Below are 15744 nucleotides of genomic sequence, written 5' to 3' on the forward strand. Positions count from 1 at the left end.
GACAATGCCCGCATCGAAGCGGGCATTGTCTTTTCAGCGCGGATTAAATCCCCTCGACCAGGAAATCATCCATGTACCAATCGTTGCCGCTCGTAGCGCCTTCATGGCTATAGATTTCCAGCAGCACGGGAGCGATGGTTGGCGTAAAGGTGAAGCTCAGTGTGTGCCAGTTCAGGTCAACCAACTCTTCCACCGGTGTTTGTTGAATGGAGTCTTTGCGCAACGATAACTTGGGCGTCGCGAACGCAACGCTGTACCGTCGAATCCGTACGGAAAACCGATAAGTAAAACCGCTCTCCAAATCCAAGAAGCGCCGCTGCAGGATCGGGCCGAAACTGTTATTGGTGTATGTGAAATTCCTGACTGCGTAATCGGGCTTGCCGTCAGGTCCCGTCCCCATATATTCAATGCTGATATCCCTGGCATCGGGTGCGCCTGACCCTACGGTCCATAAACCCAAGGTCTGATCGTTGAAATCCGTCAGGTCTCTGTACTGCTTGCGCAACAGCAACATCAGCACAGGGAACACAATTGCTTCGCTCACATGGGAGCTGCCGTCCGCCGTAACCTTGAACACGATGTTCAATACGGACCTGTGGCGAAACTTTTCCAGTTCCTCACGAGGCAGAACGTGCGACAACCCATGGTTTGCCTGCTCTTGCGTGATCGGCTCATTGACCAGCAGCTTGAGGGTATGGGACGACCCGTCGAGCAAGGTTCCCGTACATTCCAGCCAGCCCTTTTGCCCCGCCAGGATGAACCACCAGGCTTGCAGCGTAATCTCGGCATCCCCGGTAAAGGTGCGCAAGTCCAGTGTCCCCTGGCCACCGGGCAATTGAGTGGCCTGCGGCACCTCTGGCGCAGGCAAGCGCTGCGGGACACTGATCTGTAGCTCCAGGTCAGCTGACGTGACGTGCTTGCATGCGCTCGCGACGCTGTAACTGACGGGCACTGTTTTGCCGCTTCCAGCGATTACAGCCTCGCGGGGAATGGTGAAGTCAACGTACTTCGGATCAGTGTTACCCGGCTTGGGTGGCAACGGCAGGCAACTACCGTCCGATTGTGTCCAACACACGCTGATCTCGTCATGAGCACTGATGTGGTCATATTCCACCCGTGCCGTCACGCCATCACGGCCATTCCATACCGTCAACTGCGAGCCCACGGCCTCCCGAATGGTCAAGGGTTTCAGTACCAGGTCTTCCTGATGAATATCCAGGCGCAGCACAGGAAACGGCTCGGCGCTGGCCCTGTCGGACCGGCCATCGAAGTTCACCGCAAAATGCACGTCAAAGCGGCTGCAATCGGCCAGTTTTTGCAGGTCGCGCCGGGACAGCAGCGTACTGACGCCCTCCTGCAGCCATTGCTCGGAGAGCGGCTCGCCATCCAGCACATCGAAGCGATAAGGCGCGCCATCTTCCCGCTCACCGGTTACCCACATCCAGCAGGGCTGCCCCAAGGCGCCGTAGGCATAGGGCGCCACCGTCAGTTGCGCGTCCCCCTGGAACGTATTGAGGTCCAGCGTACTGCCCGTGGCCTGTTCCACCTGCGGCTTGGGCAGGCCGGAGATATTCAGGATTTTTACCGGTCGCGGCAGCGCCGACCAGGTTTGCCCTTCCCGTCGGACGGTGTAGCGGACCGACACCTGCTTATTGAAATTGGCGCTGATGGCTGACGCCGGCACATTAAAATCAACAACGTCCCGATTGTCGGCCTGCTTGCACTCGAGTACCGGAGTGCCTGCCCCGGCAGTCCCTTCCCAGAAGGCGCAAACCCAGTCGCAAGGGCACATATGCTCATAGCTGACCCGGATGGTCGCACCGTCCTGGGTATTGACCGGATTCAATACGAGATTTTCAGGTGTGATTTGCGTGGCTTCCACCACCGTGGGCGCTACGAGATCCAAATGAGGCTCGATGAGCAACGTCAACACCAAACCAGAAATCAGCCGATACACCGGCCTGGAACCCGCACGCGGCAAAAACTCAACGTAGAACGCAATATAAAGCTCACTGTCATGCTTGAGCGTGGCCAGCTCGGCACGGGACAACTTTCGGGTCCAACCGTGGCGCACGTCCTCCTCTGTTACCGGTGCATCTTCATAAGGGTAGAGACTGGCCTTGGACCCATCAGGGTAAATCCCCCCGATATAGACCTGAGCCACTTGAACCGGGTCGATGAACGGCCAGGCGTCGACATGCAGAACCGGGTCTTCACCGCACAACAAGGACAGGTCCAGAACACCGCCTGAGGCTTGAAAGATCTGCAGTTGCGGCAAATTGGACGGCAGCTTGATGAACACGTCGGCAACGGGGGAAGGATGTTCCTCGCCATCGCGGGTAACGACATAGGAAAACAGCGCGAAGTTATCAATGCGCAGCCCTACGTAATACGGGGGTACGTGGAACTCGACTGAGCCTGCTTCGACGCCATCCAGGGAGGCAATCGGCGCGTATTCCCCCGGTGTCGACTCCCAGCGCAACACAATACTGTCGGTGCTGAGCATCCCTTCGTAGAACACCCGGACAGTAGCCCCCTCCAGCAACTGGAGCGGGTCAACCCGGGGCTCTCCCTCGGCCTCGATCAACTGTGGCTTGGGCAGATCAAGGGTCAACGGTGATGACTTGGGCATGATAGAACTCCATTTCAACGAGTGATGGTGTTGCCCATCACACGCCGAAATGCCCCCCTTGCCTACTGTCAGAATTCACAGTTCGAACCTTAAAAACCGCACCACCCGACGAGTGGCGCGTTGCGATCCGAGTTAAAAACCCTCCAGCTCCGCCATCAAATCACTCAACCGATCCACCTTCTCGGCGCTGATCTCATTCGCCGCCAGCCCGTCGATATACCCCGCCAACGCCTCCACCGTGCTGCACTCGAACATCGCCCGCAACGGCACATCCCGCTGCAGCGTCTTCTGCACCCGAGAAGCTATCTGCGTGGCCAGCAACGAATGCCCGCCCAGTTCGAAGAAGTTGTCCTGCACGCCGACGCGCTCGACCTTGAGCACCTCGGCCCAGATCCCGGCCAGCGTCTGCTCCAGCTCATTGCGCGGCGCCAGATATTCCTGGCTGTGCAACTGGCCGATCTCCAGTGCCGGCAAGGCCTTGCGGTCCAGCTTGCCGTTGGCGTTCAGCGGCAACCGGTCGAGCCACAACCAATGCAACGGCACCATGTATTCCGGCAGCTCGGCCCGCAGGCGTTGCTTGATGCGATCGAGGCGCTCACCCGGGTTGAGCTGCGCATCCGCCGCCACCAGGTAGCCCACCAGATGCTTGCCGTTGACGCCCTCCTGCACGCCCACCGCCGCATCCCGCACTTCAGGCTGCTCATGCAGGCGCGCTTCGATTTCACCCAGCTCGATCCGGTAACCGCGAATCTTCACCTGATGGTCGATGCGCCCGACGTACTCCAACACACCGTCGCTGCGACGGCGGGCCAAATCCCCTGTTCGATACAACCGGTCCGCACCCAATGGATTCGGCACAAACGCTTGCGCCGTGCGCAGCGGATCGCTGACATAACCACGACCCACGCCGGTCCCGGCCACGCACAACTCGCCGACGGCGCCTTGAGGCACCAGTTCCAGCGCACCGTCCAGCAGGTACAACCGGTTATTGTCGGTCGGCGTACCAATCGGCAGATAAGTGCCACGGGTCGACGCCAGGTCGACGCGGAAGAACGCCACGTCGTCCGAACATTCCGCCGGGCCATACGCGTTGACCAGGCCAATCTGCGGATAACGCAGCAACCACTGGTGCGCCAGTTCCGGCGGCATCGCCTCACCCGTCGGCAGCATCCAGCGCAAGCCATCCAGGCTCATGCGGTCCTGGGCGAGCATGCCCTGGATCAGTGACGGCACGCTTTCCAGCACGGTAATGCCCTGGGCCTGGACGTGAGCGAGCAAGCCTTGCGGATCATGGGCAATGGTATTCGGCACAATGTCCACCCGCGCCCCGAACAGCGGCGCCGCGAGGAACTGCCACACCGAGATATCGAAACTTTGCGAGGCGGTCTGGGCGATCACATCGTGCTCAGTCAGTTGCAGATACGGCACCTTGCTCAACTGGTTATTGAGCATGCCGCGCTGTTCGACCATCACGCCCTTGGGCAGGCCAGTGGAGCCCGAGGTGTAGATCACGTAGGCCAGGTTATCCGGCGCACTGTAGATGCCCGGGTTCTGCTCTGAACCCACCAGCTCCTCCCACACCAGCAGCCTCGGTCGCGAGCCACAGGCAAACTCTTCCAGCAACAGATCCGCCTGTTCCCGACAAGCCTCGGTGCACACCAGCAACGGCGTACGACTGAGGTCGATGATCCGGCTCAAGCGCTGGGTCGGCAGCCCCGGATCCAGCGGCAAGTAACCCGCGCCGGCCTTGAAGCTGCCGATGATCATGCCCAGCAAATCCAGATTACGTTCAGCCAGCAACGCCACCGGTTGGTCCAGCCCGACACCCGCGGCAATCAGCGCATGACCCAGGCGGTTACTGCGCCGGTTCAGCTCAGAGTAGGTCCATTGCTGATCCAGGCAACTGGCGGCAATCCGCTGTGGATGCTGTGCCACCTGGGCTTCGAACAGCTCGATGTAACTGCGCTCCAGCGGATATTCATGCTCGCTCTGGTTGCAGCCGTCCACCAGGAACTCACGCTCCTGCTCGCCAATCAGCGGCAAGTCGGCCATGTCGCCATGGAAGCCCTGCACCAGCGCCAGCAGCAGCCGCTTGAATTCAGCGAGCATGCCTTGCACGGTGGTTTCATCGAAATAACGCTGGTCGTAGGACAGGTGCAAGCCCAGGTCATCGCCCGGGTAGCACACGGCCGTCAGCGGGAAGTTGGTGTGGGTGCGACCGGAATCCGAGGTGGCATTCAGGCTTTGCGCACGGTCCAGTACCGAGACTTCCACCGGGGCGTTCTCGAACACGAACAGGCTGTCGAACAGCGGCTGGCCTTTCGGCAATTCGCTGTGCTCCTGGATGGTCACCAGCGGCAGGTACTCGTACTCGCGCAGTTGCATATTGCTGTCGAGCAGGCCGCTCAACCATTGGCGCACGCTGCACTGCTGATCGTCCTCCGGCAGCTTGACCCGCAAGGCGATACTGTTGATAAACAGCCCGACGGTGCGCTGCATCTCGGGCATTTCTACCGGGCGCCCGGCCACGGTGACGCCGAACAGCACGTCGCGATCGCCACTCAAGCGCCGCAGCACCAGGGCCCATGCCGCCTGGGCGAAGGTGTTCACCGTCAATTGATGAGCCTGGGCCAGCTCGCGCAATTGCGCGCCGTCGCGCACATCCAGGCGGGTGTAGCAGTCGCCTACCACCATGCCGCCGCTGTGGCCGGCATGCTCGCGCAGGAACGGCCGGTCGCTCGGTATCGGTGTGGTGCGCTCGAACCCTTGCAGGTTCTGCTGCCACCACTGGCGCGCCTCGGCGAGGTTCTGGCGTTGCAGCCAGGCGATGTAATCGCGGTAACGCGGTGGCGTCGCCAGTTGCGCTTCGCGACCTTCGCCGAGGGCCATGTAGATGTCGAAGAAATCGTTCATCAGCAGCGAGCGGCACCACGCATCGATCAGGATGTGGTGGTTGCTCATCATGAACCAGTAGCGGGCTTCGCCTACGCGGATCAGCCGCAGGTGGAAGGGCGCCTGGTTAAGCAGATCGAAACCGGCTTCACGCTCGCTTTTCAGCAACGCTTGCAGGCGCGGTTCCTGCTCGCTTTCCGGCTCCTGGCTCCAGTCGAGGTACTCGATCGGCGTGCTGCCGGGCTTGTGGATAACCTGCAACATGTCTTCGCCGACGTTCCAGCAGAACGAGGCGCGCAAGGCTTCATGACGGGCGATCACCGCCTGCCAGGCCTGGGCGAAACGCTCGGGGTCCAGGGCGCTGTTGATGCGGTAGCGGTCCTGCATGTAGTAGAGGCCGGTGCCCGGTTCCAGCAGGGTGTGCAGCAGCAAGCCTTCCTGCATCGGGGTCAGCGGGTACACGTCTTCGATGGCATTGGCCGGCACCGGCAGCGCATCGAGTTGCCCCTGGGTCAGGTGCGCCAGCGGGAAGTCCGACGGCGTAAGGCCGCCCGCGTCTGCCTTGAGGCAATGTTCGATCAGGCTTTGCAGTTCCGCCAGGTAAGCGTCCGCCAGTTCAGCGATGGTCTGGCTGTGGTGACGCTCGCGGCTGAAGGTCCAGCGCAGCACCAGCTCACCGCCGTACACCTGGCTGTCGACACTCAGCGCGTTGGGCAACGGCGCGTCCGGGTCGTGGGCGATCCCGGCGGACTCGTCCAGCGGGTGGAACAGTGCGTCGGCGCCAAAGCTCTGGTCGAACTGGCCGAGGTAATTGAAGGTGATACTGGCGCTCGGCAACGCGGCCATGGTCTGGCGGCACAGGTCGTCGGCCAGGTAGCGCAGCACGCCATAACCCAACCCCTTGTGGGGCACGCCGCGCAGTTGCTCCTTGATCGCCTTGATCGAGGCGCCCTGCCCGGCGGCCTCTTCGATATGCAGCGGGGTCAGGCGCAGCGGGTAGGCGCTGGTGAACCAGCCGACGCTGCGGGTCAGGTCGATCTCGTCGAATAGCGGTTCGCGGCCGTGGCCTTCCAGCTGGATCAATGCGGATTCATGGCCACTCCAACGGCACAGCACACGGGCCAGGGCGGTCAGCAGCAAATCGTTGACCTGGGTGCGGTAGGCACTTGGCGCCTGCTGCAACAACTGGCGGGTGCGCTCGGCATCCAGGCGCACGCTGACGGTATCGGCGTCGCGATTGCGCAGCGAACCCTGTGGGCGATCCACCGGCAACTCAACGGCAGGGCCGGCCAACTGTTGCTGCCACACGTGCAGCTCCTCACGCAGGGATTCGCTGCCGGCATACGCCTGCAACCGCGCCGCCCAGTCGCGCAAGGCGCTGGTCTTGGCCGGCAGGTTGACCGGCTGGCCGTCGCTCAACTGGCGATACACGGTCTGCAAATCTTCCAGCAATACCCGCCAGGAAACGCCGTCCACCACCAGGTGATGGATCGCGATCAGCAGCCGGCGCTGGCCTTGCGGGCCGTCCACCAGTAACGCGCGCAACAACGGGCCATGGGCGAGGTTGAGGCTGCGCTGGGTGTCGGTGAACAGCGCGCTGCACTGTTCCATGTCCGCCACCTGGGCTTGCAACAGCAGGCCGCCTTCCGGCACCGCCAAGTGTTCGGCGTGCCATTGGGCGTCGCGCTGGGTGAAGCTCAGGCGCAGGGCGTCATGATGTTCCAGCACCGCCAGCAACGCTTGCTCCAGGCGATGAGGTTCCAGGGCCTGAACCGGCTCCAGCAGCAATGCCTGGTTCCAGTGTTGGCGCTCCGGGATGTCGGTGTCGAAGAACCAGTGCTGGATCGGCGTCAGCCCGGACGCGCCGGTCAACACGCCTTGTTCGGCGCTGACCTGCTCGCTGCGGGTCGCCACGGCGGCCAGGGTTTGCACGGTCTGGTGCTGGAACAAATCACGCGGGCTGAAATGAATCCCTGCCTGCCGGGCCCGGCTGACCACCTGGATCGACAGGATCGAGTCGCCGCCCAACTCGAAGAAGTTGTCGTCAAGGCCTACCTGTTGCACGTTCAGTACCGCGCACCAGATGGCCGCCAGGGTTTGCTCCAGCTCGTTGCGCGGCGCCACGTACTGTTGACGATTCGCCTCGGGGTCCGGCTGCGGCAAGGCGCGGCGGTCGAGTTTGCCGTTGGCGGTCAGCGGCATGCTGTCGAGAACGATCAAGTGCGCGGGCACCATGTAGTCCGGCAGCTGCGCTTTCAAATGCGCCTTGAGGGATTCACGCAGCGCGCCCTGCTCTTGGTCGCTGACCAGATAGGCCACCAACTGTTTGCCGCTCGGGGAATCCAGCGCCAACACCACTGCTTCACGCACCGCCTGGTGTTCCAGCAGGCGGGTTTCAATTTCCCCCAGCTCGATGCGGAACCCGCGAATCTTCACTTGATGGTCGATACGACCGAGGTATTCCACCAAGCCATCGGCACGCTGGCGCACCAAGTCACCGGTGCGATACAGGCGACCGCCGTTCGTGGCAAACGGATCCGCGACAAACCGCTCCGCCGTCATCCCCGGACGCTGGTGATACCCCTGGGCAAGGCCTGCACCGCCGACGTACAACTCGCCGGTCGCGCCTTGCGGCACCAGCGCCAGATCCGCATCCAGAATGTAGGCCACACGCGCGCCGATGATGCTGCCGATCGGCACGCTGCCGGCGCCCTCTTCCAGGACTTCCGGGGCCAGGCTGGCCAACGGCATCACCACGGTTTCAGTCGGGCCATAGGCGTTGAAAAACAGCGCCGGCTTGAATGCCGCGCGAATGCGCTGCAAGTGTTCGCCGGTCAGGGCCTCACCGCCGGTGATGCACATGCGCACCGCCAGGGTCTGGTCTTGCGTGGCCAGCCATTGCGCCAACTGGCTGCCATAGCTTGGGGTGAAGCCCAGGATATTGATGCGGTGCCGACGAATCAGCCCGCAGATTTCTTCCGCGTCCCACTGGCCCTGGGCCCGCAACACAACCTGGGCACCACTGAGCAACGGCACCAGCAGACGCTCGGTGGCAGCGTCAAAGTTGATGGAATAGAAGTGCAGCTCGCAGTCATCCGGGCGCATGCCGAAGCGCTCGATCACCGCCTGGCAATGCATGGCGATTTCGCCGTGGGACACCACCACGCCCTTGGGCTTGCCGGTGGAACCGGAGGTGTAGATCAAGTAGGCCTGATGTTGCGGCAGGCTGATGAAAGGCAACTCGCTTGCCGGGTAGTCCGCCAGGGTCGGCAGGTCATCTTCCAGGCACCAGCGGCCGACACTCTCAGGCAGTTCGCCCAATGCGTCGAACATCGCGGCATCGCTGAGCAACAGGCCGATGCCACTGTCTTCGATCATGTAGTGCAGGCGGTCCAGCGGGTATTCCGGGTCCAGCGGCACATAGGCGCCGCCGGCCTTGAGGATTGCCAGCAGGCCAACCACCATCTCCAGCGAACGCGGCAACGCCAGGCCGACCCGCACCTGCGGGCCCACGCCGCGCTCGCGGAGCATCCAGGCCAGGCGATTGGCGCGGCTGTCGAGTTCGCTGTAGCTCAGGGTCTGCCCGGCAAAGGTCAACGCCGGTGCATCGGCACGGGCCAGGGCCTGCTCGCTGAACAGGTGATGGATGCACTGGTCGAGGCGATGCTCGCCAGCCTCAATGCCGAGGCTGTCTCGCAGGGCGCGCTGTTCGCCAGCCTCCAGCAACGGCAACTCACTCAGGCGCTGTTGCGGATCGGCGAGCAAGGCTTCCAGCAGGTTTTGCCAATGCGCCGCCATGCGCGCAATGCGCGGCTCGTCGAACAGGTCGGTGCTGTAGGTCAGGCAGCAACCCAGGCGATGATCGAGGTCAGTGACTTCCAGGTTGAGGTCGAACTTGGTGGCGCGGGCGTCGTTGGCCAGGTATTCGACGGTCATCCCGGCCAGGGTGCGGCTCTGCTGGAATTCCCAGCGCTGCACGTTGCACATCACCTGGAACAGCGGGTTGTACGCCGCGCTGCGGGTTGGTTGCAGGGCTTCCACCAGGTGGTCGAACGGCAGGTCCTGATGGGACTGGCCTTCGATCACGGTGTGGCGAACCTGGTCAAACAGTTCGCCGACACTCATCTGCCCGTTGAGCTGGCAACGCAGCACCTGGGTGTTGAGAAATGCGCCAATCAGCCCTTCGCTTTCCGGGCGAATCCGGTTGGCCACCGGCGCACCGATGCGCAGGTCAGTCTGGCCGCTGTAGCGGTAGAGCAATACCGCGAGGGTGGCGGTCATGGTCATGAACAGGGTCAGGCCGCGTTCGGCGTTGAAGGCACGCACGCGGGCGGCGAGGTCGTCACTCAAATCAAAACGGTACAGCTCGCCCTGGTGACTTTGCACCGGCGGCCGCGGACGGTCGGCCGGCAGTTCCAGCAGCGGATGTTCGGTGCCCAGTTGCGCGGTCCAGTAATCCAGTTGGCGCTGGCGTTCGCCGGACTCCAGCCACTGGCGCTGCCACACGCTGTAGTCGAGGTACTGCACCGGCAGTGGCGCCAGTGGCGATTCGCGGTCGTCGATGAACGCTTCGTACAGCGCGCTGAGTTCACGGGCAAAGATGTCCATGGCCCAGCCTTCGGTGACGATATGGTGCAGGGTCAGCACCAGGTAATGTTCCTGCTCGCCGGCCTTGACCAGGCAGGCGCGCAGCAGTGGACCGGTCTCCAGATTGAACGGCGTGTGGGCTTCATGATCGGCCAGTTGCTGCACACGCCGTTGCCGCTCGGCCTCACTGAACGCCGAGAAATCCTGCCAATCCATGCGCACGCCGGTTTGCGCCGCAACCTTCTGCTGCGCCACGCCATTGATGCTCGGGAAAGTCGTGCGCAGGGTTTCATGACGCATGATCAAGGCCTGCAACGCCGCCTCGAAACGGCCCACGTCCAGCACCCCGCGAAAGCGCGCCATGCCGCCGACGTTATACGCCGGGCTGTCGGGCTCCATCTGCCAGAGGAACCACATGCGCTGCTGGGAATAGGACAGTGGCACCGGCTGGCTGCGGTCGACCTTGCCGATGGCCAGCTGTTGGTTACGTTGCCCGGCGGCCTGGATCAGCCGGACCTGCTCGGCGAAAGCCCCCAGCTCGCTGGCGTCGAACAGCGTGCGCAACGGCAGTTCGACGTCACAGGCCTGGCGGGTGCGGGAGATGATTTGCGTCGCCAGCAACGAATGGCCACCAAGGGCGAAGAAGCCGTCCCGCAGGCCGATGCGTGGCAGCGCCAGGACTTCACGCCAGATCGCGGCGATTTGCTGTTCCAGCGCTGTTTCAGGTTCGACGTGCTCACGTACCTGCCACACCGGTTCCGGCAAGGCGCGGCGATCCAGTTTGCCGCTTGGGCTCAGGGGCATCGCGTCCAGGCGCATCAACTGCGCCGGGACCATGTACTCCGGCAGCTCGGCGGCCAGGGCGGTTTTTACGTCCTGTTCATCCAACGGTTCGCTGGCGGTGTAGTAACCGATCAACTGCGCACCGGCTGCGGTTTCCCGCACCAGCACCACCGCTTGGGCGATGCCGTCGAGAGCCAGCAGGCGGGCTTCGATTTCTTCAGGCTCGACACGGAAGCCACGCAGTTTGACCTGCTGATCCAGGCGCCCGAGGTATTCCAGCACACCCTCGGTGCTCCAGCGCACGCGGTCACCGGTGCGATACAGGCGTGCGCCCGCCTCGCCCAGCGGGTCGGCGACAAAGCGTTCGGCGGTCAGCCCCGCACGCCCGAGGTAACCCCGGGCCAGGCCGATGCCACCGATGCACAACTCACCCGGCACACCCGCCGGCAGCGGCTCGAACTGATCATCCAGCACCCGGCAAATCACATTGCCCAGCGGCCGGCCAATCGGCGAACGCTCGCCGTCCTCGGCCTGGCAATGCCAGTGCGTCACGTTGATCGCGGTTTCGGTGGGGCCATACCGATTGTGCAACTGCACCGCCGGCAACTGCGCCAGCACCCGGTTGCGCAACTCGGCAGGCAGCGCTTCACCGCCGGAGAACAGGCGACGCAGGCTGGTGCATTCGGCAGCCAACGGTTCGTCGACAAACAGCTGCAACAGCGGCGGCACAAAGTGCAGGGTGGTCACGCCGTGCTCCTGCACCAACTGAGCGATGCGATGGGGATCGCGATGCTCGCCGGGGCCGGCCAGCACCAGGCGGCAACCGGTGATCAGCGGCCAGAAACACTCCCACACCGACACGTCGAAACTGATGGGCGCCTTTTGCATCAGCACATCGGTTTCGTCCAATTGGTAGGTGGCTTGCATCCACTGCAAGCGCTCGGCCAGCGCGGCATGAGTGTTGCCCACGCCCTTGGGCTGGCCGGTGGAGCCGGAGGTGTAGATCACGTAGGCGAGGTTGTCGCCATTGAGGTGCAAACCCGGCGCGTGGGTCGGCCAACTGTCGAGCTTGAGGCTGTCCATGGCGATGACGCACACGCCTTGCGCCGTGGGCAGTTGTTCCAGCAGTGGAGTCTGGGTCAGCAGCAGTTGCACGCCGCTGTCCTTGAGCATGTAGCCCAGGCGTTCGGCGGGATAATCCGGGTCCAGCGGCACATAGGCGCCGCCGGCCTTGATGATTGCCAGCAGGCCGATCAGCAGTTGCGGCGAACGCTCGGCGGCGATGGCCACGCACACGTCCGGGCCGACGCCCTTGTCCCGCAGGTAATGGGCCAGGCGGTTGGCCTGGGTGTGCAATTGCGCGAAGGTCAGACTGCCGTCCTGCCACACCAGTGCGGTGCGTTCCGAGACGTGTTGGTTGAGGTGTTCCGGCAGCCAGCGCTGCGCCGGTGTGCACGGCGCAGCGCTCCACTGCTGTTGTTGGCGCTGCTCGTCGACGTGCAACAGCTTCAGGTCGCCGATGGCCTGTTGCGGCTGTTCGCAGATGGCTTGCAGCAGGTTGATGAAGTGCCCGGCCAGGCGCTCGATGGTGGCGGCGTCGAACAGCTCATCGGCGTAGTCGAAGGACAGGCTCAGGCGCCCGTTGCGGTCTTCTTCAGTGTGCAGTTGCAGGTCGAACTTGGCTTCGCGGCTGTGCCATGCCAGCTCGTCGGCAAGCAGGCCCGGCAAGCGGCGCAAGGCGCCGAGGTCACGTTGCTGGTGGTTGAACATCACCTGGAACAGGCCTTGTTCCCGAGCTTGGGGGAAGGCTTCCAGCAGTTGTTCGAAAGGCAGGTCCTGATGGGCCTGGGCACCCAGCGCTGCGGTGCGGGTTGCCGTCAGCAACTCGGCGAAGGGCAGGCGCGCATCCAGTTCGGCGCGCAGTACGAGGGTGTTGATAAAGAACCCGATCAGGCCTTGGGTTTCCTGGCGCGGACGGTTGGCGTTGGGCACGCCGATGCGGATATCGCGCTGGCCGCTGTAGCGATAGAGCAGGCTCTGGAACGCCGCGAGCAACAGCATGAACGGCGTGGATTCGTGGCTTTGGGCAGTCTTGCGAATGGCTTCGCCGAGGCTCGCGCTCACACGCACACTGTGACGCGAGGCACTGCGCAGGTGCTGCGCCGAACGCGGGTGATCGGTGGCCAGGCTCAGGGTTGGGTGCTCGTCGCCCAGTTGTTGTTTCCAGTAAGCCAGTTGCCGCTGGCCCTCGCCTTCGGCCAGCCACTGGCGCTGCCAACTTCCGTAGTCGGCGTATTGCAGGGCCAGCGCTGGCAGTTCCAGGGGTTGGCCCTGGGACGCAGCGGCGTACAGTCGCGAGAATTCGTCGATCAACACGTTGAGCGACCAGCCGTCCGCGATGATGTGGTGCATCGTCACCAGCAGTTGGTGGTCTTCGTCATCCAGGCGCACCAGCGTTACCCACAGCAGCGGGCCTTTCTCCAGGTCGAACTGGGTGCGGGCTTCGTCTTCACGAATCTGCTTGGCACGGGCTTCCCGCTCGGCGGCAGGCAAATCGCTGAGGTCGATGACTTGCAGATCGAAATCAGCCTTGGCGTCGACCCGCTGGAAGGCCTGGCCATCGCGCTCGAAGAAGCGCGTGCGCAGGGCTTCGTGGCGCTGGATCAATTGCTGGAAGCTTGAGCGCACCGCGTCTTCATCCAGCTCGCCGCGCAACCGCAAGGCGCCGGGAATGGTGTAGGCGCTGCTGTGCGGGTCGAGTTGCCAGGTGATCCACAGACGGTTCTGCGCGAGGGATTGCGGCAGGTCTTCCTGTCGCGACAACCCATGGATTGCGCCTTGGGCCACGCCGCCGTCCTGCTGCAATTGCCCGACGCTGGTGGCGAAGGCAGCCAGGATGGGCGCTTCGAACAACAGGCGCAGGTTCAGTTCCAGGCCGAGGGTTTCCCGCAGCTGGGCGACGACCTGGGTGGCGCTGATGGAGTTGCCCCCCAGCAGGAAGAAGTGATCGTCGGCGGCGACCTGCGTCACCTGCAATTGCTCGCACCAGATCGCGGCAATCTGGTTTTGCAGTTCGGATTGCAGGACAGCATCGCCGACCGGTGCCTGCACGCCGGGGAACTGCGCATAACTGTCGAGGCTGCCGTCCGCCAGGCGTGTGCGGCAGGCCGAGCGCTGCACCTTGCCGCTGGACGTTTTCGGCAAGCCACCGGGGTTGAGCAGCACCACCACGCTCGGCGCTTCCTGGCAGGCTTCGGCCACCGCCTGACGAATCGCCTTGATCAGTGCTTCCGGCGGCAGGATTTTCTGCACGCTGCGGCTGATTTCGGCGGCGATGCCAATGCCTTCCAGGCCCTGGGCATTCACCGCGAACGCGGCGACCCGGCCCTTGCGCACCACTTCCACTTCGCGCTCGATGGCTTGCTCGATGTCCTGGGGATACAGGTTGTGGCCCCGCACGATCAGCAGGTCTTTCAGCCGGCCGGTGATGAACACTTCACCTTCGCGGATAAACCCGAGGTCGCCGGTCCGCAGCCAGGTACGGCCTTCGTGCTGAACGAAAGTCTTGGCGGTGGCTTCAGGGTTGCGCCAGTAGCCGTGGGCGATGCTCGGGCCGGTGGCCCAGATTTCACCGACGGCATTGTCGGGGAGCGTCGCCAGGGTGGCGGGGTCGGCAATCAGCACCGCGTGCTCGGGCTGGCTGGTGCCGCAACTCATGATCGCCGCGCCCTGACCGGGCTCGGCGCGGTTGGCGGCCAGGGCCTGTTCGTCCAGGCGCAGGGCCGGGATGCCGTGGCCACGGGTGCCGCCGGCAACGAACAAGGTGGCCTCCGCCAAGCCGTAGGAGGCGAAGAAATTGTTCGGGGTAAAACCGCAGGCGGCGAACTTCTCGGCGAAGCGTTCGAGGGTGTCGAGGCGGATCGGCTCGGAGCCGGAGTACGCCACGCGCCACTTGCTCAAATCCAGGCGATCCAATGCCGATTCGCTGACTCGCTCGCTGCACAAGCGATAGGCGAAGTCCGGCCCGCCGCTGATGGTGCCGCCGTATTCGCTGATCGCTTCGAGCCAGCGCAATGGCCGGCCAAGGAAGTACGCCGGCGACATCAATACGCACGGCACACCGCTGAAGATCGGCTGCAGCAGCCCGCCGATCAGGCCCATGTCGTGGTAAAGCGGCAACCAACTGACGATCACGTCGTCGGGGTTCAGGTCGATGCCGAAGCCCCGGCGAATCAGCAGCTCGTTGGCCACCAGGTTGCCGTGGGTCACTTGCACGCCCTTGGGCAACGCAGTGGAGCCGGAGGTGTACTGCAGGAAGGCGATGTCATCGTCTTGCAAGTTGGGCGCAACCCAATGGCTCGCGATTTCGGCATTGAGGCTGTCGACGCACAGCAACTGCGGCGCGCCTTCGAGTTGCGCCAGCGAATCACCGAGGCTGGACGTGGTCAGCAGCAACCGCGGCTCGGCGTCTGCAATGATCGACAGCAGCCGCTCCTGATGATGACGGCGGGCGGACTCCGGCGGATAGGCCGGCACCGCGATGACCCCGGCGTACAGGCAACCAAAGAACGCCGCGACGTAATCCGGCCCGCTGGGGAACAGCAGCACCGCACGATCGCCCAGCCCGGCGTCGGCCTGCAAGGCGGCGGCAATGGTGCGGGCGCGCAGGTCGAGGTCGCGGTAACTGAGGACAACGCTCTGTTCGGCCGTCTCGGCAAGGAAGCGCAACGCCAGTCGATCCGGGGTTTGCGCGGCGCGGCGTTGAAGGGACTGAACCAGGGTGCGGGGAAGTTCGAAGGCGTCCATCATGGGGTTCCTGCCTGAAATCGGCTTACTGGGAAATCGGGGAA

2 protein-coding genes are annotated in these 15744 nt (G+C 63.6%); both read right to left on the reverse strand.

Annotated elements, in window-relative coordinates; translation table 11 throughout:
* Positions 1-43 precede the first annotated feature (43 nt).
* Entirely contained in the window at positions 44-2632 is a 2589-nt protein-coding gene (locus tag V6607_RS22445) for a hypothetical protein (RefSeq protein ID WP_134327062.1), read from the reverse strand.
* 132 nt (positions 2633-2764) lie between these two features.
* Positions 2765-15703: a non-ribosomal peptide synthetase gene (locus tag V6607_RS22450; RefSeq protein WP_134327063.1), complete on the reverse strand. Its 12939-nt coding sequence runs from the start codon at positions 15701-15703 to the stop codon at positions 2765-2767.
* Positions 15704-15744 lie beyond the last annotated feature (41 nt).

Origin of the sequence: Pseudomonas sp. KK18 (assembly GCF_037094675.1) — a bacterium.
Taxonomy (GTDB): Bacteria; Pseudomonadota; Gammaproteobacteria; order Pseudomonadales; family Pseudomonadaceae; genus Aquipseudomonas.

What these genes read in the sequence shown, in the direction of transcription:
- V6607_RS22450 (WP_134327063.1), bottom strand. Translation starts at nt 15,703, where the DNA reads ATGATGGACGCCTTCGAACTTCCCCGCACCCTGGTTCAGTCCCTTCAA.
- V6607_RS22445 (WP_134327062.1), bottom strand. Translation starts at nt 2,632, where the DNA reads ATGCCCAAGTCATCACCGTTGACCCTTGATCTGCCCAAGCCACAGTTG.